This is a genomic window from Aeromonas bivalvium, assembly GCF_046078285.1.
Taxonomy (GTDB): Bacteria; Pseudomonadota; Gammaproteobacteria; order Enterobacterales; family Aeromonadaceae; genus Aeromonas; species Aeromonas bivalvium.
Genome location: NZ_JBGXBV010000001.1, coordinates 1,257,368 through 1,282,432 on the forward strand (window position 1 = coordinate 1,257,368; position 25,065 = coordinate 1,282,432).

15 protein-coding genes and 2 pseudogenes are annotated in these 25,065 nt (G+C 66.0%); 7 read left to right on the forward strand and 10 right to left on the reverse strand.

Annotated features, from left to right (window positions below):
• Positions 1–57: 57 nt before the first annotated feature.
• From tnaA to ACEUCR_RS05730, 4 genes and pseudogenes are all read right to left on the reverse strand, one after another.
• On the reverse strand, positions 58–1,524 hold the full coding sequence (gene tnaA / locus ACEUCR_RS05715; protein ID WP_408788696.1) for a tryptophanase: 1,467 nt from the start codon (positions 1,522–1,524) through the stop codon (positions 58–60).
• A gap of 203 nt (positions 1,525–1,727) precedes the next feature.
• Positions 1,728–1,844: a tryptophanase leader peptide gene (tnaC, locus tag ACEUCR_RS05720; protein WP_084205337.1), complete on the reverse strand. Its 117-nt coding sequence runs from the start codon at positions 1,842–1,844 to the stop codon at positions 1,728–1,730.
• 137 nt (positions 1,845–1,981) lie between these two features.
• Positions 1,982–3,199 carry a 4Fe-4S binding protein gene (locus ACEUCR_RS05725; RefSeq protein WP_408788699.1) on the reverse strand — a complete coding sequence of 406 codons (1,218 nt, stop codon included), beginning with the start codon at positions 3,197–3,199 and terminating at the stop codon, positions 1,982–1,984.
• Between the two features lie 123 nt (positions 3,200–3,322).
• Positions 3,323–3,547: pseudogene (locus ACEUCR_RS05730) on the reverse strand (DUF1971 domain-containing protein); the annotation flags it as partial.
• A gap of 110 nt (positions 3,548–3,657) precedes the next feature.
• Here ACEUCR_RS05730 and ACEUCR_RS05735 point away from each other — a divergent pair.
• The 6 genes and pseudogenes from ACEUCR_RS05735 to ACEUCR_RS05760 form a co-directional block, all read left to right on the forward strand.
• Positions 3,658–3,936, forward strand: a pseudogene (locus ACEUCR_RS05735) (nitric oxide reductase transcriptional regulator NorR); the annotation flags it as partial.
• 305 nt (positions 3,937–4,241) lie between these two features.
• Positions 4,242–5,411, forward strand: coding sequence for an MFS transporter (locus ACEUCR_RS05740; protein ID WP_408788701.1), 1,170 nt, complete (start codon positions 4,242–4,244; stop codon positions 5,409–5,411).
• A 56-nt stretch (positions 5,412–5,467) separates the two neighbouring features.
• Complete coding sequence (locus ACEUCR_RS05745) at positions 5,468–7,447, forward strand: siderophore amonabactin TonB-dependent receptor (protein WP_392443325.1); 1,980 nt, start codon at positions 5,468–5,470, stop codon at positions 7,445–7,447.
• 78 nt (positions 7,448–7,525) lie between these two features.
• Positions 7,526–8,542: an amonabactin ABC transporter permease subunit 2 gene (locus ACEUCR_RS05750; protein ID WP_408788704.1), complete on the forward strand. Its 1,017-nt coding sequence runs from the start codon at positions 7,526–7,528 to the stop codon at positions 8,540–8,542.
• A gap of 26 nt (positions 8,543–8,568) precedes the next feature.
• Positions 8,569–9,621 carry an amonabactin ABC transporter permease subunit 1 gene (locus ACEUCR_RS05755; protein WP_408788707.1) on the forward strand — a complete coding sequence of 351 codons (1,053 nt, stop codon included), beginning with the start codon at positions 8,569–8,571 and terminating at the stop codon, positions 9,619–9,621.
• On the forward strand, positions 9,621–10,424 hold the full coding sequence (locus ACEUCR_RS05760) for an amonabactin ABC transporter ATP-binding protein (RefSeq protein ID WP_408788710.1): 804 nt from the start codon (positions 9,621–9,623) through the stop codon (positions 10,422–10,424). Before ACEUCR_RS05755 ends, ACEUCR_RS05760 begins: the two co-directional genes overlap by 1 nt.
• Positions 10,425–10,499: 75 nt before the next feature.
• On the opposite strand, the gene ACEUCR_RS05765 is transcribed toward ACEUCR_RS05760, so the two are convergent.
• Positions 10,500–11,225: a 4'-phosphopantetheinyl transferase family protein gene (locus ACEUCR_RS05765; RefSeq protein ID WP_408788713.1), complete on the reverse strand. Its 726-nt coding sequence runs from the start codon at positions 11,223–11,225 to the stop codon at positions 10,500–10,502.
• A gap of 156 nt (positions 11,226–11,381) precedes the next feature.
• Here ACEUCR_RS05765 and ACEUCR_RS05770 point away from each other — a divergent pair, with 156 nt between their 5' ends.
• The gene (locus ACEUCR_RS05770; RefSeq protein WP_408788716.1) at positions 11,382–12,326 is read left to right on the forward strand and encodes an ABC transporter substrate-binding protein; all 945 of its coding nucleotides are present in this window, start codon (positions 11,382–11,384) and stop codon (positions 12,324–12,326) included.
• A gap of 67 nt (positions 12,327–12,393) precedes the next feature.
• On the opposite strand, the gene amoH is transcribed toward ACEUCR_RS05770, so the two are convergent.
• The 5 genes from amoH to amoB are packed head-to-tail and all read right to left on the reverse strand — an operon-like array spanning position 12,394 to position 25,052.
• The gene (amoH, locus tag ACEUCR_RS05775; RefSeq protein ID WP_408788719.1) at positions 12,394–13,938 is read right to left on the reverse strand and encodes an amonabactin biosynthesis glycine adenylation protein AmoH; all 1,545 of its coding nucleotides are present in this window, start codon (positions 13,936–13,938) and stop codon (positions 12,394–12,396) included.
• The gene (gene amoG / locus ACEUCR_RS05780; RefSeq protein WP_408788722.1) at positions 13,935–20,237 is read right to left on the reverse strand and encodes an amonabactin biosynthesis non-ribosomal peptide synthetase AmoG; all 6,303 of its coding nucleotides are present in this window, start codon (positions 20,235–20,237) and stop codon (positions 13,935–13,937) included. The genes amoH and amoG overlap by 4 nt, the downstream gene beginning before the upstream one ends.
• 14 nt (positions 20,238–20,251) lie before the next feature.
• Positions 20,252–21,001 (reverse strand): amonabactin biosynthesis protein AmoA, encoded by a 750-nt coding sequence (gene amoA, locus ACEUCR_RS05785; protein WP_282464647.1) that lies wholly within the window; start codon positions 20,999–21,001, stop codon positions 20,252–20,254.
• Between the two features lie 29 nt (positions 21,002–21,030).
• A complete protein-coding gene (amoF, locus tag ACEUCR_RS05790; RefSeq protein ID WP_408788724.1) occupies positions 21,031–24,132 on the reverse strand; it encodes an amonabactin biosynthesis non-ribosomal peptide synthetase AmoF in 3,102 nt (1,033 codons plus the stop codon).
• Entirely contained in the window at positions 24,129–25,052 is a 924-nt protein-coding gene (amoB, locus tag ACEUCR_RS05795; RefSeq protein ID WP_408788727.1) for an amonabactin biosynthesis bifunctional protein AmoB, read from the reverse strand. Before amoB ends, amoF begins: the two co-directional genes overlap by 4 nt.
• Between the last annotated feature and the right edge of the window lie 13 nt (positions 25,053–25,065).

Here is a 25,065-nt window from a genome sequence, read left to right on the forward strand (position 1 = left end):
AGATCTTTCACAAAGCAGTGAAAAAAAGGGCACAGAAAAATCTGTGCCCCTGACTCGTTATGCTTCTATCAATTTTTTCTGCGTCTTGCCGGCTGACGGGTCGTTATGCTCGACCTCTTTCAGTCTGGCGGTGAAGTGGCGCAGCACCGCCGGCTCGTAGATGAAGTCCAGACCCTTCACCCGGTGGGCGTTCTTCTTCACCTCGCCGAAGGCCTCGATGACAAAGTCCATGTGGGTCTGGGTATAGGTGGCGCGCGGTATGGTCAGGCGCAGCAGCTCCGCCGGGCAGGGGTGCTGCTTGCCGGTGGCGGGGTCGCGCCCCAGCAGCAATGAGCCAATCTCCACCGCGCGGATGCCCGCCACCTTGTAGAGCTCGCAGGCCAGGGCGTGGGCCGGGAACTGATCCGCCGGGATGTGGGGCAGCAGCTTGCCCGCGTCCACGAAGGCCGCGTGGCCCCCCGCCTGCTGGCACACCACGCCGATGGCTTCCAGCCCGTCCACCAGGTACTGCACCTGGCCGATGCGATAGGCCAGCCAGTCCTGGCGCATGCCGTCGTGCAGTCCCACCGCGAGCCGCTCCATGGCGCCCCCTTCCAGACCGCCGTAGGTCGGGAAGCCCTCCTGCACCACGCACAGGGTGCGGCACTCGGTGTAGACGTCCAGCATGCTGTCGTCCTTGAAGCAGAGCAGGCCCCCCATCTGCACCATGGCATCCTTCTTCGCCGACATGGCGAGGCCGTCCGCGTACTTGTAGGACTCCTTGGTGATCTCTTCTATGGACCAGTTCGCGTAGCCGGGCTCCCGTTGCTGAATGAAGTAGGCGTTCTCGGCGAAGCGGGCGGAGTCCATGATGACGGGGATGTCGTACTTTTTGGCGATCTCGTACACCGCCTTCAGGTTGGCAATGGAGACCGGCTGCCCCCCGGCGGAGTTGCAGGTGATGGTGCTGACGATGTAGGGCACGTTGGCGGGGCCCGCCTCCAGGATGGCCTCCTCCAGCTTCACCAGATCGAAGTTGCCCTTGAAGTCGGCGGTGACCGAGGTATCGAACGCCTCCCTGGTGTAGACGTTCTTCGCCACGCAGCAGTTGATCTGGGTGTGGCCCTGGGTGGTGTCGAAGAAGTAGTTGGAGAGCGCCACCATCTTCTTGCGATCCAGCCCCTTCTCCTGCTCCCGCTTCTTGATGAGCACAGGGATGTAGATCTGCTCGGCGCCGCGCCCCTGGTGGGTGGGGATGGTCAGGGAATAGCCGAAGATCTCCTGCACCGCCTGTTGCAGGGCGTAGTAGCTGCGGCTGCCGCTGTAGGCCTCGTCACCGCGCAGCATGGCGGCCTGCATGTCCTGGGTGATGGCGCCGGTGCCGCTGTCGGTCAACAGGTCGATAAAGACGTCTTCGCTGTCCAGCAGGAAGGGGTTCATGCCCGCCCGGACAATGGCCTCTTCCCGATAGGCACGGGTGGTGCGCTTGACCGGCTCGATGACACGAATACGGAAGGGTTCGGGCAGATGCTTGAAGTTTTCCATAATATAAACACCCCAGATTTAAATATTCAGAATGAGTCTCTTCCCCCGCCGAAAATAGAATGTCCGGCAGGTGGGAAATATTGGGAAATGGGTGCACGACATCACCTCGCCGGAATAAACAGGCGAAGACGGGTGCAGCTATTTCAGTTCAGGAATGGAGGCGGGCTCGTGGCATGGCACGCATGCTGCGCCGCCGCGGGGTATTACAGCGGGAAGAAGAAAGCGATCTTGTGATCCAGGGTAAACCACTTGGGATAGCTGATCTTGATATTCATGTTGTTGCTCATCCAATTGAAATTAACAACGCCAAATAACAGCATCCATTATGGTGAGCCCTTGCATATGATCAATTCCAATATGAGCAAAGTGGGATGGCGCTAACAATTTAGCGGGGGATTTTTATACAGCTTATTATCGCCAATCCGAAAGATCCCCCCCATCACCCACCTTTTGCCCCTCAGTGGTTCAGCCAGGGCAGCCGTTGCAGCAACTCGTAGCGATCCGCCAGCGGCGTCTGGCTGACCCAGACCTCCAGCAGGCCGTAGGAGAGCAGCGGCAGCACCAGCAGCAACAGACAGAGCAGCCCCAGCAAGCGTGGAGGGCTTAGCCTTCGGCGTGTCGTGCCAAGATGCAGCGCATCGGCCCGCTTGGGGCAGGCGGCCACGCAGCTCAGGCAGCTGGTGCACTCGAGGCTCTGCACCGCGATCAGCTGATGCACCTGGATGCGGGAAGGACAGGCCCGGCTGCACTTGTCGCAGTCGTGGCCAGTACTTCGCAGGCAGCGCGCCGGATCCCGGCGAATGCGCAGCGGTGTCAGCAGGCCGAGTAAAGACAGCCAGGCGCCATAGGGGCAGAGGTAGCGGCAGAACCCCTGCCGGAAGCTGGCGGTGAGCAGCAGCACCCAGCCAAGACAGAGGCCCGAGACCAGGGTCAGGTTGAAGAAGAAGGCCCCCATCTTCATGTCCGCCGCCTGATGGTAGGGGCTGGCGAGGTAGCCGGGCAGGGCGGCGGCGGGCACCGCCAGCAGGATGATGAAGAGCAAGAAGCCGAGCACCAGAAACTTCTGGCCGCGCAACACGACATCGAGCCAGCGCGGCGGCGTCCACTCCCCCACTATCCATCGGCTGCGCAGGCCGTGCAGCCACTCACCCACCAGCCCAAGGGGGCAGAACCAGGCACAGAACCCCCGCCCCAGCAGCAGGGCCGACAGGGAGAGCACCAGCACGGTGACGGTGGCCGCCGGATGGTGGGGATCCACCAGACCCTGTCCGGGCCAGGCCCGCAGCCCGAGGCCGCCTGCGATGGGCAGAAAGCCGTCCACCACGTCAGGGCGTACCAGCCAGGGGGTCTCCCCCTGCCCCAGCTGCCAGATGTGCAGGCCGTATTGCAGCGTCACCAGCCCCCAACAGAGCAGCAGCAGCTGGCGCGTGCGTGCACGCAGCCACTGGCTGTCGAGTGCCTCGAGGGCGGGCAGCTGCCGCCGCTGGTGCCAGAGGGAAAGCGCGGCGGCCACCAGCCCCAAGCCGAGCCAGAGCAGGCTGTCTGCCGCCAGCAACCAGAACATGAGCAGCAGACCGAGGGCGAGGCGCCACGGCCAGCCGGTGCGCGCCTGCCACGCCAGCAGCACCAGATAGGCCAGGCCGGCCACCATGGTCATCGCTTCAATCAGGCTCATGCATCTCCCTCATAGCACTCATTCGGATAAGGGGGCAGGATAACGAACATCTGAATTGATTATTTTGATCTGCATGGGCAGAGGGGGACATTTGCGCCCAATGCCCCTCTCCATGGTTGAACCTTATGCCTTGCGGCTGTTGAACAGGGACTGATCGGATTCGGCCGGCTCGGCCCAGAAGTGGATGTTGAAGCGGGCATCCTCCGACAGCTCGACCCTGTGCCAGTACCGGGGCGGGCTGGTGGCAAACTCCCCGGCCCGGATCACCAGGCTCACCTCTGGTTCCTCGGCCTGTTCGTCGGCAAAGCCGTGATAGGTGACTGTGCCCTCCATCACGCAGAGCTGGCCTGCCGCTCTTCTCGGATCAGTCGCTGATCGGCGCTCTGACCATAGACGGCATGAACCCGACCCAGTTCGACGGCATCAGCGACGTGGAGCTGCGGCTGGTGGGCGCCCTGGCCGCCGTGCTGGCACGCGCCGAACAGGGCAGCCCCTCGCCGACCCTGGAACCCCACCACTTCAACCTGGGGACTACGGGCTCATCCCTGCCCGCGGGCACCGTCAGCCAGCCCGCCTCCCCGACCATTGCCGGCCTCGGCCTTCGCGCCGCCACCGATCTGTTCCAGCGCCAGCTCATCGAGCAGACCCTGGCCGCCCATGACGGCAACTGGGCCGCCAGCGCCCGGGCCGGCGGCAACCTGCACCGGCTCGCCAGACGGCTCGGCCTCAAGGCCTGACGCCCCCAGATACGAGAGGGGCCCAAAAACAAAAACCCCCTCGCTGGCGAGGGGGTTTCTTGTTCATGGCAACCGTGGCGCCGTCAGCGCCAAGGCGACAGAGTGGGGCAAACAAGAGGCCGTTTGGCACCGACGCTGTGACGAGAGAAGCGCCTCACAACACAAATAAAAACAATTATCATTTGTTGTCATGAAAAAAATCCTCGGATAGAATTCGGGCTCCTTTGCTCGAGAAGACTCTTGTGATCCCTTTTTTCCAGGGTGCCAGACCGGCGGCCGTCATACATTTAGCGCTGTTAATCAACATGTTATCCATGGGTAGCATGATGATGGTGATGCCCCTTGGCGCCGAACTGGTGCTCGCCTTCGCCATGGCCCCCGAGCAGACCGGCTACTTCAGCGGGGGCGCCACCCTGGGGGCGGCCCTGGTGGGACTCCTCGCCGCCCCCTGGCTCGATCGCTTCAACCGTCGCCCGGCCTTGCTGTTGCTGCTGACCCTGCGCTTCACCCTGCTGGTCGCCTGCGCCCTGGCCCAGAACAGCCAGCAGCTGCTCATCCTGTTTATCCTCTCCGGGTGCGTCGCCGGTCCCCTCTCCGCCATCCTGATGGCGGCCGTGCTGGATCTGGTGCCCCCGGCCGAGCGGGGCCGCAAGCTCGCCTATGTGGGCATGGCCTTCTCCCTTGCCGCCATCCTGATCGTGCCCATCGCCCTCACCCTCTCCCACTGGTTCGGCTGGCAGAGCCCCTTCCTGCTGCTCGGGGCCGCCGGACTCTTGCTGACCCTGGCCGCCGGGGTGCTCATCCCCTCCCTGCCGGTCAGGCAGGAGACGGGTCATGGCGGGATCTGGCGCCTGATGGCCTCTCCCCTGTGTCAGGGGGCCCTCGCCATTCTGGCGTTGCAGATGGCCGGTCACTTCCTGCTGATCCCGCACTTTGCCAACTACTTCCAGTTCAACCTCGGCTTCCCCCGCGAGCAGATTGCCAGCCTCTACCTGTGCGGCGGTCTGGCCAGCATGGCCACCATGCGCCTGTGCGGTGGCTGGATAGACAAGGGCCGCGCCCAGGGCGCCATCCTGATCACCAGCCTGCTGCTGGCCCTGGTCACCCTGCTCGGCTTTGCCACCCCGCTGGGGGTGCCCGTCTATCTGCTGTTTACCCTCTTCATGGCCCTGAGCTCGGCCCGCGCCAGCACCACGCTCGCGGTCACGGCGGCCATTCCGGCTCCCCAGCAGCGCGCCGCCTTCATGTCATTCCAGGGAACCGTCACCAATATTGCCGCCGGGCTCGCCAGCCTGGGGTCTGCCCGCTATCTGCAATCGGACGAACAGGCCCGTCTGCTGGGCTTTGCCGACCTGGCCTGGATCAACATCGCCTGCACCCTGCTCGCCTGTCTGGGCGTGGTGGTGCTGCTCAGGGCGCTGAGACACGTCCATAACAACAATGAGTCTGCCCCTTCGGTCAGGCAAGGAAGTTAGTGAGTCTAATTACCTGTTTTTCCTCAACAATAAACACGTTAAATGGAGTTTTGACCATGCAGTTCACCCCAGGTTTTCGCTTGAACCCGCTGCAAACCAGCCTGCTCTCCCTCGGTCTGCTGGCCATGCCGGCCCTGGCCCAGACTGACGCGCCCAAGGCCAACGAGACCATGGTGGTCACGGCCACCCAGACCAAGCACACCGAGCTGACGGCGCCGGCCAGCGTCTCCGTGGTGACCCGCGCCGATCTGGACAAGATGAACGTCAACAACATAGGCGATGCCCTCAAGCATGTGCCCGGCGTCAACATCATCGCCACCAACCCCACCGGTCGCAACGAGATCAAGATCCGCGGCATGGGTGGCGACTACACCCTGCTGCTGGTCAACGGCAAGCGGGTCAACGCCCGCGAAACCCTGGGCAGCTCCTTTGGCAACGACTTCGACCTGAGCTCCATCCCCATGGCCGCCATCGAGCGCATCGAGGTGATCCGGGGTCCCGTCTCTTCCCTGTACGGTGCCGATGCCCTGGGCGGCGTGGTCAACGTGATCCTGCGCCAGGCCAAGGATAAGACCGAAGCCGCCGTCGGTTACACCCGCACCATGCCCACCAAGGGCCAGGGTGGCGATGCCAACCAGGGCAGCGCCTTCGTCTCCGGCTCTCTCATCGACAACAAGCTGCTGGGCAGCGTGGTGGTGGAAGGCTATCAGCGTGACAACTGGAAGAGCGAGCAGTCCAACAACCCGGACGCCGACGCCCTGGAAAAACGCGAAGTGGTCAATGTGCTCTCCAGCCTGAAGTGGCTGGTGACCGACAACCAGGACATCGACTTCGATCTGGGTTACAACCAGAACGACATGGACAGCTACTTCAACAACGTGCCCCGCGCCCCGACCGCACCGGCCACCCCCCACAACGTGCAGGAGCTCGACCGCCTGAGCCTGGGGCTGACCCACAACGGTCGCTGGCAGCACTTCGACAGCCGGGTTCGCTACTACTTCGAACAGACCGACCTGATGGATGACTCCCAGCTCAATGGCGGCGCCGCCGATGTCACCCAGACCAACCACACGGTGGACGGTCAGGTCAGCGGCTACCTCGGCGATCACCTGCTCACCTCAGGGGCCGAGTTCCGCGATACCGAGCTCGAGCACAGCCGCAACATCGCCAATGGCAGCGTCAGCGCCAGCCAGAGCGCCGTCTACCTACAAGACGAGTTCAGCTTCGGCGATCTGGCCCTGACCCTCTCCGGCCGTCTGGATCACCACGAGACCTATGGCAACGAGTTCAGCCCCCGCGCCTACGCCCTCTACTCCCTGAGTGACGAATGGGTGCTCAAGGGCGGCATCGGCAAGGCATTCAAGGCGCCCACCCTGGCCCAGTCCAGCGAAGGCTTCTCCACCACCGCCTGCCGCGGCGCCTGCCAGGTGATCGGCAACCCGGATCTGAAACCGGAAACCGCCATCAGCTATGAGTTCGGTACCGCCTACGAGGCCGATCGCTTCGGCGCCGGCGTCACCGGCTTCCACAACGAGATCGAGGATCTGATCCAAAGCGATCAGTGGGGCCCGGGCTACCGTCCGAGCGTGATGACCTACCTCAACGTCAAGAAGGCCCGCATCAAGGGTCTGGAGCTGACCGGCTGGGTCGACGTGCTGGACAACGTCTCCCTGGCGGGTAACTGGACCCTGCTGGATTCCGAGGATCGCAGCACAGGCGACGATCTGGCCAAGACCCCGGATCACACCGGCAACCTCAGCCTGGACTGGAAGGCGAGCGACGTGGTCAGCGCCAATCTGGCCTGGCAGTATGTCGGCAGCCAGATCATCAAGGTCCCGGCCCGCAACGCCCAGGCGTTCAAGTCCAAGCACTACCAGACCCTGGACGTGAACACCAACTGGAGCGTGACACCGGCCCTGGACTTCAAGCTCGGCATCACCAACCTCACCAACACCCAGCGTGACGACGTCGCCACCGATGCCGACTTCATCCTGGAAGGTCGCACCGTCTACGCAGGGGTCGATTACAAGCTGTAATCCAACCTGTATGCGGGAGCCCCGGTAGCGGGGCTCCCTTTTTGCGTTTCTGCCGCCCCGTATTTAAGGAGTCATTGAGTGCTCAGATACCAAGCTCGGCTGTTCTGGCTCGGCGTGCTGCTCCTCTTCCTGCTGATTTGTCTGTCACTGGCCACCGGCGCCGGTGTCTATGGTGGCCGCGAGGTCGCCGGATTTCTGCTGGGCGATCCCGCCCTCATGGCCGATGACAAGCTCGCCATGATAGTCAATACCTTGCGTCTGCCCCGCACCCTGTGTGCCCTGGTGGTGGGCGTCTGCCTCGCGCTCGCGGCCTCCATGCTGCAAAGTGCCACCCGCAACCCTCTGGCCGAGCCCGGCCTGCTCGGGGTCAATGCCGGGGCCGTGTTCGCCCTGGTGATAGGGCTCACCTGGTTCGGGGTCGAATCCGCCTACGGTTATCTGCTCTGGTCCGGCATGGGGGCCCTGCTCGGCAACCTCATCGTGCTCGGCCTCGGCCTCATGGTGGGGCGCTCCAACCCCCTCAAGCTCATCCTGGTGGGGGTCGCCCTCTCCGCCACCTTCGGCGGCCTCTCCAACTTCCTGCTGCTCTCAAACAAGGTGGTGCTTGAGCAGTTCCGCTTCTGGAATCTGGGATCCCTTGCCGCCTCGGATCTCGATGCCGTACTCACCGTGGTCCCCTTCGCCCTGGCCGGTCTGCTGCTGACCCTGGCGCTGTCCCGCCCCCTCACCCTGATGCAGATGGGGGACACCCAGGCCCAGGCCCTCGGCATACGGCCGACCCGGGTGCGCATCGGCGTGCTCCTGGCCGCCACTCTCTTTACCGCCTGCGCCATCGCCATCGCCGGGCCCATCGGCTTCGTCGGCTTCCTGGCCGCCTACTGCGCCCGCTTGGTGGAGCCGGTGCGCCTCGCCATCCAGGTGCGCTTCTCCGCCCTGTTCGGCGTGCTGTTCCTGCTCGGCACCGACATACTGGCCCGCTGGCTGATCCAGCCGTTCGAGCTGCCCAACGGGGTGATCCTGGCGCTGGTCGGCGCCCCCGTGCTCATCCTGGTGGTGCGCGGCGGTGGCTTCCGCTCCCTGCTGGCCGTGAAATAAGGTTGCCCTGCCTGATGAGAAATTCCATGAACAAGACCCCGCTTTCCCTCCCCTCCGGCACCTTCTCCCTGCGGCTGGGGGGAGGCGCATTGCTGCTGGATCGCCGTGCCTGGCTCGTCACCCTGGCGCTGGTGCTGGCGCTGGGACTGCTCTCCCTGCTGGCCCTCACCCTGGGCTCCGGCAAGATCACCATGATGGGGGTCATACAGACACTGCTTGGCGAGGGGAGCCGGCTCGACCAGGTGACCGTCTTCAAGATCCGGCTGCCGCGCATCCTGGCGGTACTGGTGGCCGGCGCCGCCATGGGCCTCTCCGGCTGCCTGGTGCAGACCCTCATTCGCAACCGCCTCGCCACCCCGGACATGATAGGGGTCAACGAGGGGGCCTCCTTGGCCATCATCATCTTCTCCCTCTACCTGACCCTGGGCACCTGGCCCTGGTGGGCCGCGCCGCTCGGCGCCCTGTTTGCCGCCGCCGTGCTCTATGCCCTGTGCAACAAGCCGGGGGAGCAGGGTTATCTGTTCGTGGTGATCGGCATCGGCGTCTCCGAGCTGATGAGCGCCCTCGGCCAGTTCGTGATGTCCACCCAGTCCCTGGTGCACCTCACCAGCCTCTATCTCTGGAACATGGGCAACTTCGTCGGCCAGGGCTATGGCACTGTGCTGCCGGTGGGGATACTGATCCTGCTCATCTGCCCCTGGGTCGTCTACCTCTCCCGCGCCCTCGGCGTGCTGCGCCTGGGATCCGTCACCGCCCAGAGCCTGGGGATCAATGTGAACCGGGTGCAGATCGGGGTGCTGGCCCAGGCCATCATGGTCGCGGCCCTTGGCACCGCCATCGGCGGCCCCGTGGTCTTCATCGCCATGGCGGCCCCCATCCTCGCCTCCTGGCTCAGCCGGGATCGCATAGTGCCGCTCTGGATTGCGGCCCTGTGCGGCGCCCTGCTGCTGCTGGCCAGCGACACCCTGGTGCGGGTGCTGGCCAGCCCCCACGAGGTGGCCACCGGCATCATGACCCGTATTCTTGGCGGCATACTGCTGCTGTTCCTTCTCATCAAAGACAGACAGAGAACCGACTGATGACGCTCACCGTTAACCGCCTTCACTTCGGCTATCAGCAAAAGCCCGTCTTCAAGGACATCAACGTCACCATTCCCCAGGGCAAGCTGGTGGGGATCGTCGGCCCCAACGGCGGCGGCAAGTCCACCCTGCTCAAACTGCTGGCGGGCCAGGAGCTGCCCCAGGGCGGCGAGATACTGCTCAAGGGCAGGCCCCTTGGCAGCTATGACAAGAAGGCCCTGGCCCGGGAGCTCGCCTACCTGCCCCAGCGCCCCCTGGTGCCCGCCGGCATCCAGGTCGAGCAGCTGGTGCAGTATGGCCGCCACCCCCATCAGGGCTGGTTCAATCAGTGGAGCCAGGAGGACGCCCGCATGGTGCGCTGGGCCTGCGAGCGGATGCAGCTCGGGGAGATATTGCAGCAGAGCGCCAGTTCGCTGTCCGGTGGCCAGGCCCAGCGGGTCTGGCTCGCCATGGTGCTGGCCCAGGATGCGGACATCATACTGCTGGACGAACCCACCAGCGCCCTGGACATAGGCCACCAGACCGAGGTGATGGAAGCCATCCACCAGATCACCGCCGAGGGCAAGACGGTGCTGATCGTCATCCACGATCTCGCCACCGCCGCCCGCTACTGCGACGAACTGATCGCCATCGGCGAGGGGGGCATCCAGGCCATGGGGCCGGCCCGGGAGGTGGTGACCAAGCCCCTCATCGACCGCCTCTACCAGACAGACGTGGACATACTGCATGCCCCGGGCGACGGTGCCCCCATCATAGTGCCGCGCCGGCGCCAGGACAGGGCGGCGAGCAAGCAGTCGGCCTGAGATGGATAGCAAGAAACCGCCTGATGGCGGTTTCTTTGTCTGGGCAGTGGCTGGGCGCGAGAGCCCGGGCGCCGCTCACAACAACAAGGTGGTGAGCACGCCTCCCGGCAGCGGCTGCCAGTGCAGTGTGGCACGCCAACCGGCGGGCAGGGTCGGCGTCAGGGGGGCCTTCAGCTCGAGGGTGAGGGTCTGGGCCGTCATGGTGAGCCAGCGGGCATCAAGAAAATCAAAATAGCGCCCCACCCTGGGGTGGAGCGCCTTGAACAGGCTCTCCTTGGCGGAGAACACCAAGGTGAGTCCCTCCGCCCTGCTCAGACCAACGGCGCGGGCACCGGTCGCCAGTCGCCCCCACTCATCCTCATCGACGATACCGGGCCAGAGCTGACTCCCCTGCTCCGGCCCCAGCCAGGCCTCCAGATCCAGCCCCATCCCCCCCTTGGTGGGGCGCACCCCGCACAGGGCCAGCCCCTGCCCCGCCAGCACACTGTGGCTGATGCTCCCCTCCATTCCCGCGGGCCAGAGGGGCTCCCGGGCCGCTCCGATGGCCACAGTGCTCCCCGCAAGGCCGAAGGGACGCAGGGCCTCACGGGCCGCGAGGCGCCCCGCCAGAAACTCCCCCAGCCGCTTGGGGGCCGCCCGCTCTAGGCTGGCGGGCAGCGCCATGCCATGGGCCTCGACGCAACCTGGGGTAAAGGCGGCGGGATTGAAACAGACCCGGTGCAGGGACAGAGGACGGGACCCCGGCAGCGGCAGGCTGTCGACATGGAGGATGAAACCGGGGTCTGAGGGGAAAGCGGGCATAGCAGGCTCCTTGCCAGGAAGGAGCCATGGTAGCAAATCCTCCCCCCGCGAGGCGAGAAACACAAATGACAATTGTTATCACTTGGCTTTGTGGTAGCATGTTTCCGCCCGTTTGGGGCCCTGTCTCCCCCGATTTCACCAAGAAGGATGTAACAGATGAAGATCGCTTCTCCCCTGGCCGCCGTGCTGATGCTGGCCAGCCTGGTCGGCTTCCAGGCCAAGGCCGACACCGAGACCCGTCAGGTGACCGATGCCGACGGCAAGACACTGGCGGTGCCCGCCCAACCCAAGCGGGTCCTGGTGTTGAGCGAGATCGATCTCGACAGCGCCCTGACCCTGGGGGTGCAGCCGGTCGGCACCGTCAACGGTCGCGGTCAACCCACCCTGCCCCGCTATCTGCTGGACAAGGCGGGCAAGGAGATCGCCGTGGTCGGCGATCTGGACAACCCCAACCTGGAGAAGCTGATAGACCTCGAACCGGATCTCATCCTCACCGGCCAGACCAAGCCAGAGCTGCTGGCCCTGCTCAAGGAGATAGCCCCCACAGTCGTCACCGGCCACTGGGGTGAATCCTGGAAGACCATCTTCGAGCGCAGCGCCAACGCGATGAACCGTGAGGCCGAAGCCAAGGCCTTCCTCGCCCGCTATGACGCCCGCCTGGCCGAGGCCCGCAGCAAGCTCGCCAGCCACCAGGGGGAGCAGGTGAGCATAGTGCGCTGGAACCCCAAGGGACCCAGCTACATGCACGGCGGCACCTTCGCCAGCAGCGTGGTCACCGAGATGGGGCTGGCTCGCCCTGCCCATCAGATCGGCGACAAGACACCCCACTCCCCGGCCCTGAGCCTCGAGTCCCTCAACCTGCTGGACGGTGACTGGCTGGTGATCGGCACCCTGAGCACCAGCGGCGATGCGGTGGATGCCATGAAGCAGGCCGAGCAGACCCCGGCCTTCCAGCAGCTGACCGCCATCAAGGGCAAGCGCTTCGGCGCCGTGGACGGGTCTCTCTGGACCTCCACCGGCGGCCCCCAGGCGGCCCTCGAGGTGATCGACGACGTCGAGCGCCTGCTCGCCAAACCCGATGCGGCCCCCATCACCCAATAAGCCCGCCTGATTGGCGCCCACAAAGAAGCCCGCATGTGCGGGCTTCTTTTTATCTACTGCGCGGCACCTATTCCGGCAAAGGCAGCGCCTTTCTATCCAGTTTGCCGCTGCCGGTCTTGGGCAGGGCATCCAGCAGGATAAGCCGCGCCGGCACCATGTAGTGGGGCAGCGTCGCCTGCAACCCCTTGCGCAGGGCGAGCCGGTTGAGGGTCACCCCGCTTTTCGCCTCCACATAGCCCACCAGCATGGCCTCGTCCCCCTCGCCCACCAGGCGCACCGCCGCCTCCTGCACCCCGACCTGGCGGCGCAGCCCCGCCTCCACCTCGCCGAGCTCGATGCGAAAGCCCCGCAGCTTGACCTGATCATCGCGCCGCCCCAGATAGAGGAAGCGGTCCGCCCCAAGGAGGCGCACCCTATCCCCGGTGCGATAGAGGCGATGGGTGGCAAGGCGCAGGAAGGCGGCGCTGGTCAAGGCAGGCTTGCGCCAGTATCCCTCGCACAGGGCCGGGCTCTCGATACAGAGCTCGCCGCACTCCCCTTCCTGCACCGGCTGCCCCCCTTCGTCCAGCACCCAGTGCCGATAGCCGGGCAGGCTGTGGCTGATGATGATCTGGCCATCAGTCGGTGGCCAGCGCACCTCGCTCACCAGGGACCAGACGGTGGCCTCGGTGGGCCCGTAGCAGTTCCACAGTCGCCGGGTGCGGACGCAGAGCTGTTCGGCCAGCCCCATATCCAGCGCCTCGCCACCGCACAGGGCGGTGAGGGAATTGCTCCCCTGCCAGCCGGCCTTGAGCAGCATGCGCCAGCAGGCCGGGGTGGCCTGCAGGACGTTGATGGTGGGATCCGCCGCCAGCAGCGCCAGCATCCCCAGGGGGTCCTTGTTGTGCTCGCCGCCCGCCACCGTCAGCCGGCCCCCGCCCCAGAGCGGCCCCAGCATCTCCAGCAGGGAGATGTCGAAGGCCGGGGTGGTGATGAAGAGCCAGTGGCAGCTGGGTGAGAGCCCGAGCCGCTCGCGGATCCCGTCGAGGAAGCAGAGCAGGGCCCGCCGGCTGATGACCACCCCCTTGGGCTCGCCGGTGGAGCCCGAGGTGAACATCATGTAGGCGGCCAGGGCGTCATCCACCTGGGGCCAGGAAACGGGCCCTGCCGCTGCCGGCCCATCGAGGGTGCGCAGCGGACAGCCGAAGGCGGGAGCCGGCCTGTTGCCGTCGCAGATCACCGCTGACAGGCGCGCCTGACGGGCGATCCCCTGCAACCGCGCCAGGGGAAAATCCGGCTCAAGGGGCACGAAGGTGAGGCCAAGGCGCAGGCAGGCCAGCAGGCTGGCCACCAGATCCGGGCTGCGGGAGAGATAGAGGCCAACCCGCTCCCCTACCGCCAGCCCCTGCAATCGGGCGGCAATCTGGCCGACCCTTGCATTGAGGGCGCCATAGCTGAGCCACTGCGCATCTGATCCGCCCTCACCGGAGCCCGCCTCGCCCAAGCGGATGGCGGGGGCGAGCGGCGTGGCGGCCAGACAGGCGGCCAGCCGCGTGCCCAGATTGACCGCCCCCTCACGGGGGGCGGGGCGGGTCTGCACGAGTTGGACCTCATGGCTGATGGTCACCGTCATAGCGCGGCCTCCGTTTGGCGCACCAGCCAGTGCCCATAGAGCCGGCTGGGGGATGGATGGGCCTTGAGGGTCTGCAGGGTGAGCGGCGCCCGATCCTGTGCGAATGCCTCGTTGAGGGCCGCCAGCAGGGCGAGCTGCTGCACCGAATCCACCCCCAGATCCATCAAGGTCTGCTGCCAGATGCCGGGCATGCCGCACTGGCGCTCCCACAGGGCCACCAGCACGCGGGCCTCGGCCGGTGGCTGAGCCAGGCCGGGCTCAGCCCTGGTGGCGGCCACTTGTGTGACAGACGATGGTGTGGCTGCCCCTTGCGCCGGGGGCTGTGCCGCCGCCACTCTGGCTGGCTGGTTCAGATCCGCCTGCGCCAGCCAGTCGAGCTCGGCCAGCCAGGCAGCCAGCACCGCCTCGGCCCGGGCCTCGGGGATCTGATCCCCGTCGAACTCGAGGCGCAGCTGGAGCGTCTCGCCCCGGCTGCTGACCACGAGCGACAGAGGAAGCTCCACCTTCTCCACCACGGCGCCAAAGCGCGGCACCAGCTGATGGGGCTCGGGGACGGCAGGGGCCGCCGGCATGGGGTAGTTCTCGAACACGAACAGACTCTGGAACAGACGCGCCCGCCCTTTCGTCAGTGCCGCCAGCGACTGGGTGCCGTGCTCGTTGAGGGCCATCAGGTCGGTCTGCAACCGGGCGATATGCTGGGCCAGGGTCAGCTCGGTGCGCCACGCCAGCGCCAACGGCAGGCTGTTGATATAGAGCCCGACGCTCGCGGTGATCCCCTCGATGGGGTAATCCCGGCCCGGGGTCACGTTCCCCACCAGGGTGACGGCATCGCCAGAGCGGCGTGCCAGCAGACGGTGCCAGGCATATTGGGCCAACAGGCCAGCTGTCACACCAAGGTCACGGGCACGGCGCGCGAGCAAGGTCGCTACCTCGGTCGGCAGCGCCGTGGCGCACACCGCCGGTCGCTGCTGGGTATGGCGCCCGCTTGAGCGAGCGTCCAGGGTCACCCCGAACAGGCAGGCGAGATCGTTAGGTTTTGTTAGCAGCTCCTCCCGCCCCTGCCAGTAGGCGTCGGCGCTGAAGGCTTGACTGGCGATATGGCGGCCAAATTCGAGCCAGGCGGTATCCGGCTCGCCCTGGGGCAACAAACCGTTCATGAGAGATTGATAGGCGCGATGCAACGCCCCCAGCAACACTGGGCCGCTCCAACCATCCAGCACGCCGTGATGGGCGCTGAAGACAACCTTGTGGTGATCGGGGGCCAGTTTGAAGCAGGCAAGGCGCAGCAGGGGCGCCTGCTCCAGCGGGATCGGGCGGGCCAGATCCTGCTGGCGATAGGCCTGGATCCGTGCCTCTGCATTTGCCACCTCGGACAAGTCCTCATAGTGGAATGGCAGCTCGGCGCGCTTCATGATGCGCTGCAGCGCCACCCCGTCCGCCAGCACCAGTTCGCTGCGAAGGGCCGGCCAGCGGGCGATCTGCCCCTGCCAGGCCTGACGGTAAACCGCCACGTCCAGCGGCTGGTGATAGTCGATCTCGGTCTGCAGGTGATAGGCCGTGTCACCGGGCACCAGCGCCCTGTGATGGAACATGCTCTGCTGAAGCGAGGTCATGGGCAGCAGGGTCTCCACCTCGCGCCCGGCCAGCACCTGGTCCAGCGCAGACTGGGAGAGACCCAGCCCCGGGAAGTCGCTCGGGGTGTGGCGCGGAGCCTTCACGGTGCAGCAGTGCTCCACCAGCGCCGTCAGGTTGTCCACCAGCCGCGCCATCAGGGCGTCGCTCCCTTGCTGGTTGAGGGCGCCCACCTGGCGCAGGGTGAGGCGGCCATCAAACACGCCCCCGTGCAGGCTGATGAGCTCGCGCGGCAGGTTGTCCGGCGAAGAGGGAGCCCCCGGCGCCAGCGGCAGGGGCTGCCAGGGCTGAGCGGCCTCCCCCTGATGGCTGACCCCCAGATAGTTGAAGACAACCAGGGCTTGCGGTAACTCCTGCCCACGGGGATGGTGCAGCCGCAGGGCGTTGAAGCCCACCCCCTTGTCCGGCACGGCGCGCAGCTGCTCCTTGGTGGCGCAGACCAGCGAATCCCACTCCTTGGCATCCGCCAGCGCCAGCGGGTAGGTGCTGGTGAACCAACCCAGGGTACGGCTCACGTCGAGTTCCGCATCGATGACCTCACGGCCGTGTCCTTCCAGCATCACGCAGTGACGGCTGCCGTAACCCTGCTCGCTCAGGGTACGGGTCAGTGCCGCCAGCAGCAGGTCGGGCACCCGGGTGAAGTAGGCCTGGTTGGCGGTGTCGATAAGACGGGCTGTGGTCTCCTGACTCAGCTGCAGCAGGCTGGCGGCGGCGCGGCCATCGGTGGCGCGCGCAGCGATCAGCAGGTGACCCTGGCTGCCTTCCCCCTGAGCCAGCCAGAAGCCAAGCTGATCCTCTTCCCGTTTGGCGTAGGCCGCGAGCCCCTCGCCCCACTGGCGATAGCTGCTGCCCTTGGCGGGCAGCGGCTCACCCCTGCTCACCCGGGCCAGATCCTCGGCCAGGATGCGCCAGGAGACCGCATCGATGACCAGGTGATGGAAGGCGAGGAAGAGCCCCTCCACCGTCTCGCGCTCGCCCTCCCGCTCACCTTCCAGAGAGAGATTGCGCAGGCGGGCCCAGGCCAAAGTGTGGCCGCTGGCAGGGTCGAGACTTCCCTGCAGCTCGGTCAGGCGGGCTTGCAGCTCGGCCTCATCGAGATTGGCGGCATCCAGGGTCGGCAGCGGCGGCAATGGCAGTTCGGCCAGGTAGCGCTGGCCAGTCGGGGTCACCGCCAGGCGCAGGGCATCGTGGTGCTGGCGCAGGGCATTCAGCCAGCCGCGCAGGTCCTCATCGTCCACCCCGGCCGGCAGGCGCAGGATCACCCCCTGGTTCCAGTGACCGGATTTGGCAAAGCCCTGCTCGAAGAACCAGTGCTGGATGGGATGGAGCGGGAACTCGCCGGTCAGGCTGCCCTGCTCGCTCCTGTGGCTGACCGCCTGTTGCTGGCCGAGCTGGCGGCAGAGGCGGCGCACCGTCTTGGCTTCGAACACGTCCTTCACGCTGCAGTGCAGCCCTGCATCCCGCAACCGGGTGGTGAGCTGGATGCTGAGGATGGAGTCACCGCCTAAGCGGAAGAAGTCATCCTCCACCCCGAGCGGTTGCTTGAGCACCCCTTGCCAGATGGCGAGTACGGTCTGCTCCAGTTCGTTTTGCGGCTCGCCCTTGCTCTGCTGCCAGACGATGGCGGGCAGGCGGCGCAAATCCAGCTTGCCGTTGGGGGTGAGCGGCATCTCGGGCAGCCAGCAGAGGCGCGCCGGCACCATGTATTCGGGCAGGCACTCACCGGCCCGCTGCAGCAGGGCGTCGCCGTCGGGCTCCCTTGCCCCGGCCTGCAGACAGGCATACGCCAGCAGGCGCCCCTCCTGCACCACCACCTTGATCTGGCGAATGGCCGGGCACAATTCGGCAAGCCGGGTCTCTATCTCCCCCGGCTCGATACGATAGCCGCGCAGCTTGATCTGCTCGTCTATCCGGCCCAGATACTGGATGTTGCCGTCGCGGCGCAGCAGGGCCCGATCGCCGGTGCGATAGAGGCGATATGTGCGTTCCTCATTCGTTGCATCAAAGGCCAGCTCGATAAAGGCCTCCTGGGTACGCTGTGGCAGATTGAGGTAGCCGCGGGCCAGCCCCAGCCCTGCCAGGCAGAGCTCGCCTGGGACCCCCACCGGGCAGAGGTTGCCTGCCTCGTCCAGGATCAGCGCCTTCAGGTGGTTGACCGGTCGACCAATGGTGATGGGCTCCCCCGGGGTGAGCCGCGCGCAGAGCGCGGTGACGGTGCACTCGGTCGGGCCGTACATGTTGAACAGCGCCACCCGCTCTCCCCAGCGCTCCACCAGGCTGCTCGGGCACGCCTCGCCGCCAAAACCGATGGCCTTGAGGGAGCCGAGATCCGCCGGTGGCAACAGGTTCGCGAGCAGGGCGGTCGGCAAAATCATATGGCTGGCGCCACAAGCGATCGCGGCACTGATCACCCCCTCGCCCGGCTCGCCAAAGTGCAGGGCCGCGCCGCAGTACAGGGGCAGCAAGGCGGTCATGTTGCCGGCATCAAACGAGAGGGACATGCAGTTGAACATGGCCCCCCCCTTCCCAAGGGCGATGCGCTCACCGTGATCCGCCATCAGGTTGACCAGGCTGCCCTGCTCCACCATGACCCCCTTGGGCAGGCCGGTGCTGCCGGAGGTGTAGATGATCTGGGCCAGCATGGCGGCGTCCCGAGGCAGTGCGGGCGTGCTGGTTGGCATCTTGTCCAGCGCCAGCCCGTGCAGATCGTGATATTCGGCCGTCGTGCCCTTGATGGCCTCGGCAAGCCGCGGGTCCGGCTCTCCCCCAAGCACCAGTGCAATACTGGCGTCGCTCAGGATATGGGCCAGTCGCTCGGCGGGATAGGCAGGATCCAGCGGCACATAGGCCGCCCCCGCCTTCCAGCAGGCGAGCAGGGCGATGACGAAGGCGACATCGCGTCTGGCCTGGATGCCGATGGCGGCGCCCGGGGTAATGCCGCAGGATTGCAGCCAGTGGGCCAGTCGGTTGGCACGCACCTCCAGCTCGCCATAGGTCAACGATTGCGCACCGTCACTCACCGCCAGCGCGTCCGGCAACTGAATAGCCCGCCGCTCGATATGGCAGAGCAGGGTGTCACGGCTCGGGTAGTCCGGCGGCAAGTCGGCAAGCTCGGCGGCCAGCGCCGCCTGGTCGGTGCCCGCCTCCAGCGGCAGTTGCCAGATCTCGGTCTCGGGGGCCGCCACCACGGCGCGCATCAGGTGCAGCAGGCGATCGGCGTAGGCCTGGATGGTCTCTCGCTCGAACAGGGCGGTGGCGAACAGCCAGTCTACCCGGACAGAGTCCATCAGCTCGGTCACCTTGACCGAGATGTCGGTCTTGGCCGGCAGCACAGGCGAGGTCTCCTCCACCAGCTGGCAGCCGGGGATGAGATCGTTGAAGTCCACCTTGGCCTGATAGACCAGCATGATCTGGAAGATGGGGTTGATGGCGGTGGTGCGATCGGCGCCGATGGCCTCGGCCAGCGCCTCGAAACGGTAGAGCTGGTGATCGAAGGCCGCCAGATCCTCCTCCCGGCACTGCTGCAGATAGTCGACAAAGCTGGGCTTGCCGCTGAGTTGAGTGCGCAGTACCAGGGTATTGACGAAAAAGCCCACCAAGGATTCGATCTCGTGGCGCTCGCGATAGGCGAGCGGGGTGCCGATCACCACCTCCTTCTCACCGCTCTGGCGCACCATCAGCAGGGCAAACAGGGCGTGCAGGCCGATGAAGTTGGAGGTGCTGTGGCGCTGGCAGAGGCGCTTGAAGCTCTCCCACAGCGCGTTGTCGATGGTGGAGAAGACCAGCTCGCCGCCGCTGTCCTGATGGGCCGGGCGCGGCTTGTCGAGCGGCAGACCGTGCACCTCGGGGCTGCCACCGAGCCGGTCGACCCAGAACGGTTTGAACTCGGCGTGATAATCGAGAAAACGCGGCGAGTTGAACCAGCGGGCATAGTCGATGTAGGTGAGGGGCAGCTCGCTTACCTGCAGAGGCTCGCGGTTCTGATGGGCAAGAAAGGCGCGCTTGAGATCCGCGAACATGTTCTTGACCGACCAGCCGTCGGAAATGATGTGGTGCTGGGTGATCAGCAGCACGTGCTCGCGGCTGCCGAGCCGGATCAGGTGCACCCGGCTCAGATCCCCCTGGGTCAGGGAGAAGGGGCGGCCAATCTCCTCGCGCACCCGGCGGGCCACATAGGCCTCGCGCTCGGCAATGGGCTCTGCGCTCACGTCCTCAATCTGCAGTTTGAAGGGCGTGTGGGGCAGGATCTCCTGGGCCCCCCTGCCCGCCTCGTCCTTGATGAAGCGGGTACGCATGCTGGGGTGGCGGGCAAACAGGTGGTCGAAGGCAAACTCCAGCGCCGCCGTGTCCAGCTCTCCCTTGACGCGAAAATAGACCGGCATGTTGTAGAGGTGGGAGGCCTCCTCGTACTGCTCGATAAACCAGAGCCCGCTCTGGGACGAGGAGAGCGGCCCCTGCCGGGCGCCCTCGGCGGCGATAGGTTCTTCGAAGGCGGCACGGGCCGCCAGGCAGCGCACCAGCTCATCCTTGTGGGCCTTGATGGTGGCACCGATGGCCGGCGTCACCGCCTCCTTGCTCGACTGGGAGATAAGCTGGCCCTTGTCGTTCAGCGCAAGCTTCACTCCCTGCCGTTCCAGCTGTTTCAACAGCAAAATCATATTGTTCATCTGTTTCTCAAGCCTCAGGCACTCAGGGTGGCGCCGCCGTCGACGACCAGATCCTGCAGCGTGATGTGGCTGGCCAGATCCGAGGCCAGGAAGAGGACGGTATGGGCGATCTCCGCCGGGGTGGCTACCTTGCGCAGGGGGATGCCGAGCTTGAACTGCTCCGGCAACCCGGCGATGGTGCGGGCCATGGCCTCCTCGCTTGGCAGCATGCCGCGCAGCATGGGGGTATCCGTCGAGCCCGGCGACACCAGGTTGGCGCGCACGCCGAAGGGGGCCAGCTCCAGCCCCACCGTCTGGGTCAGGCTGGTGACCGCCGCCTTGGAGGCGCAATAGGCCGCCATCTGCATGCGCGGCACATGGGCGGCGTTGGAGCCGATGGTGACGATGGCACCGCGCTGCTGCTCCTTGAAGTGGGGCACCAGGGCCCGCAGCAAATAGAAGACGCCGCTGGCGTTGACCGTCATGCAGTCATGCCAGTCGTCATCGCTTAAGGTTTCGGTGGGGCCGAGGCGCAGCACCCCGGCCCCGTTCACCAGCACATCCAGCCCGCCTTCCGCCAGCAGTGCTGCGCAGCAGGCGTTGACCGCCTTCGAGTCGCCAATATCGAGCAGCCGGGTGGCATAGGGGTAGTCGGCTTCGGGAAACGCCAGATCCAGCCCCACCACGGCCGCGCCGGCCGCCACGAACTGCATTGCCACCTCGCGGCCGATGCCGCGCCCGGCCCCGGTCACCCAGACCCGCTTGCCAGTGAAATCAAACGCCATTTTTTGCTGATCCTTCGTCATCTTGCTCATCACCACACCATCTCCACGCTCTCTTCGTCTTCGGAAAGCAGGCCGTCGAGGAAACGGCAGAAGTCGTCGAGGCGCGGGTGATCGAACACGTCGGAGACCTTGACCTGCACCCCGAACTCGGCGCCGAGCCGGTTGACGATCTGGATGGTCTGCAGGGACTGGCCCCCCAGTTCGAAGAAGTTGTCGGTGGGCGCCATGGTGGCCAGCCCCAGGATCTGCTGCCAGATAGCGCCGACCCGGTTCTCGGTTTCGCTGCCCAGGGTCAGGGCTTCGCCGCCCGCCTGGTAGGCGGCCAGCAGGGCCTTGCGATCCAGCTTGTTGGAGCCGGTGCGGGGCAACTGGTCATAGTGGCGATAGTCGGTGGGGATCATGGCGGCAGGCAGCACCCTGGCCAGCTGCGCCTTGATGACCCGGCTGTCGCGCTCCGGCCCCGCCACGAAGGCCACCAGCCGGCGCACGCTGCCGATGTTCACCCCCTGCACGCAGGCCTCGTCCACCCCCGGCAGGGCCAGCAGCTGGGCTTCCACCTCGCCGGGCTGGATGCGATAGCCGCTTATCTTGAATTCGTTGTCGCGCCGGCCGAGGTAGACCAGCCGGCCAGCCACCAAGCGCACCCGATCGCCGGTGCGATAGACGGGCATCAGCTCCGCGCCAACCCGCAGGGTGCCAAAGCTCCCTTGCACGCCCCCCACATAGCCATTGGCCAGCTGCGGGCCGAGCAGCACCAGCTCCCCCTCGTTGGCGGGTTGCTCCCCTGCCCCCAGAATGAGCGCCTGCATGCCGGGCAGCGGCAGGCCGATGGGCAACTGGGCCTGGCTCGGGTCCTCCTGTTGCAGCTCCTGGGTGGTCACCACCACGGTCGTTTCGGTGGGGCCGTAGGTGTTGAACAGGCGCACATCGGAGCGGCCCTGGCGCTGCCACTGGGCCAGCTGCTCGGGGTAGACCGCCTCGCCACCGATGATGACGGTGGCCAGATTGGCAGGAATGTGGGCCTGACCCGCCGTCAGCGCCACCACCCATTCGTTCCAGAACGCGGTGGGCAGGTCGAGGTGGGTGACCCCCATCTGCGCCACCCCGGCCGCAAAGGCGGGCATGGATTCGAGCAGGGCGTCGGTGCGCAGCACCAGGGTGGCGCCGGCGCTCAAGGTAGCGAACACCTCCTCGATGCTGGCGTCGAAGTTGAAGGGGGCGAATTGCAGCATCCGCGCACTTTCATCCAGGTGATAACGGCAGCGGGCGGCGGCGGCGAAGTGATCCAGCGCGCCGTGGCTCACTGCCACCCCCTTGGGCAGACCGGTCGAGCCCGAGGTGAACATCAGATAGGCGACGGCGCGGCCGGCGGCCGGCTGGTTGAGCCGATCGCCACTCACCAGATCCCCCGCCAGCAGAGTGCGCCCCTCAAACAGGCTGGCCAGCTTGTGACGGTACTCGGCCTGGGTGATCAGGGTCTTGACCTCCCCCAGCCGCAGGATATGGCCCTGACGCTCCAGCGGCTGCTCGGGGTCGAGCGGCACGTAGACGGCACCCACCAGCAGCACCGCCAGCTGGGCGAAGATGGCCTGGGGGGTGCGGGCCAGCATGACCCCCACCTTGTCGCCGGGGGCGACGCCTTCGGCCTGCAGGGCGGCCGCCATCTGTTCGGCTCTGGCCAGCAGCGCCTCGTAGCTAAAGCGAACCTCTCCCTGCGCCGTGCTCTGAATCAAGGCAATCTTGTCCGGGGTCTGGGCGGCGAAGTGGCAGAGCGCCTCCAACACAGGACGCACCTGGAGAGCTTCATGGGCGGGGCCGGCGATCAGGGCGCTGGCTCGCTGCTCGGCCAGCCAGTCGGCCTTGAGCGTCCCCAGGGTCTGGGCAGGCTCGGCCAGCCAGCGTCCCAGCAGGGCAAACAGGGTATCGGCGATGGCCGCCAGATCCGCCTGACAGTAGCAGCCGGGGTTGGCGTCCAGATCCAGTCTGGGCTGGCCATCGACGCCGACCTGCACCTCGATGGTGAGATCCTCCACCGGGCCGGCGCTGATGTTGAGAATATGGGCAGATAGCGGCCCGAAACGGCGAGCGTGATCGAACGGCATGATGTTGACCAGCGGGCCGAACAGGCGCTTGTCGCCCCCCACCAGGCCAAGGTCGCGGCGCAGCAGCTCGTAGCGGTAGTGCTGGTGCTTGCGCACCCCGCGCTTGGCCTTGGCCACGGCGCCGGCGGCCTCCGCCAGACTCAGCCCCTCTTCGAGCTCCAGAGCAAGGGGGGTGATGTTCATCTGCATGCAGGGCACGGTCAACGATGCCGAGCCGATGCGGTTCATCATCATCAGGCCGAGCAGAGTCTGGCCCTGGCCGCTCGACAGCGACAGCTGGGCAGAGAGGCCGGCCAGCAGCAGATCGGGCCAGCCCAGCTTGTGCTCGTCGGCAAAGCCGGTCAGGGATTGCCAGAGCGCCGCCGGCAGCGGACGGCTCTCGCGGATAAATTCAGCGGCGATGGGGGCACGGGTCTCGCCAAAGGATTTAACTTCAGGCCAGCCTTGCAACTGCTCCTGCCAGAAGGCGCGGGCGGCAGCGTTCTTGCCACTCTGCTCGCGGCTCGCCTCTTCGGCCAACACCTCCGCCAACGAGCCAAAAGGCGATGGGGAGTTCATCTCACCGGCCAGCCCCTCTGCATACAGCTCGGCGATGCGCTGGAACAGCAAGGTGGTGCCAAAGCCGTCGAGGGCGATGTGGTGCACGCAGCTGTAGAGGTAATCGCGGCCGGGGCCGCGCAGCAGGGCGAAGCGACAGGGCGCCTCTTGGGTCAACTCGAACGGGCGGCGCAGATCGGCCCAAGCCCAGGCGCGAGCCAGCGTCTCGTCATCGCGCTCAAGGGAGACCTCTTCATAGGCCAGGGGCAGCTCGGCCGGGACGAAGCAGACCGTCTCCTTATCGTCTTCGAAGTGGCCCTTGAGCGCCTCGCACTCCCCCACCGCCTTGGCAAGGGCTGCGACCAGCACGGCCGCCTCGACCTTGCCATCGAAGGCGATGCACTCGGCGGTGTTGAACATCGCCTTGTCGTCGTTTAACAGATGTCCGGACCAGAGCCCCTGCTGGGGGATGGTCAAGGGGAAGCGGTTCATGGGGTCACCTCCAGCGCCTGGGCAGCCAGCTTGGCCTCGATGAGGCGCCACCAGCCGTTGAGGGTCGGCAGCTTGGCGAGATCCACGAAGCCCAGCTCCACCCCGGCGGCGCGCCACTCGGTGAGCAGGGCCATGATCCGCACCGAATCCAGACCGTAGTCGATGAGGTTCTCGTCGGGGTCAAATTCCCCCTCGTCCTCGTCGATATGGCTCAGCAGCCGCGCCTTGAGCCCCTCATACGTCAGCAACGGATTGGTCAGGAGCGGATTGCTCTGGGCGGCAGAAGCAGAAGCCGGTGCAAGGGCCAGCACCTCCTCGCAGCGGATCACCTTGCCGCAGCGGGTTGCCACGTAGTCCAGCGCCATCTGGTGATCGGCCAGGGAGAAGTCTGCCACCCCGTCCGCCAGGAAGAAGGGCTGGATGTCGCGCATGAAGGCGTCGCAGGCGGTCATCATGCAGCCGATATGGCCGTAGATCCCGCCGATGATCAGCTGATCCCGCCCCAGCGCTTTGAGCATCTGCTCGAGCTCGGAGCGCTGGAAGGCGCTGTAGCGCCACTTGACCAGCACGGTGTCGTCAGACTCCGGGCGCAGTGCTGCCACCACCTGCTGCTGCTCGGGCCGCTTGTTGAGCCCCGGGCCCCACATGTCGTTGAGCAGGGCGCGATCTTCGGGGGATTGCTCCTTGGGCTGGGCGGTGTAGAAGACCGGAATGCCGAGGGCCTTGCACTGCTTGCGCACGGCGGCCAGGCGCTCGGTGAGCGCCGCGATCAGCGGGCTGTTTTCACCATAGAAGGCGGTGAAGTACTCCTGCATGTCGTGGATCAGCAGGGCGGCGCGCTTGGGATCCAGAGACCAGTTGACCTTGTTGGCCTTCCACTGGCTGGGCATGGCGTAGTTGTTCAGGGTTGGGATAGCCATAACGTCATGATTC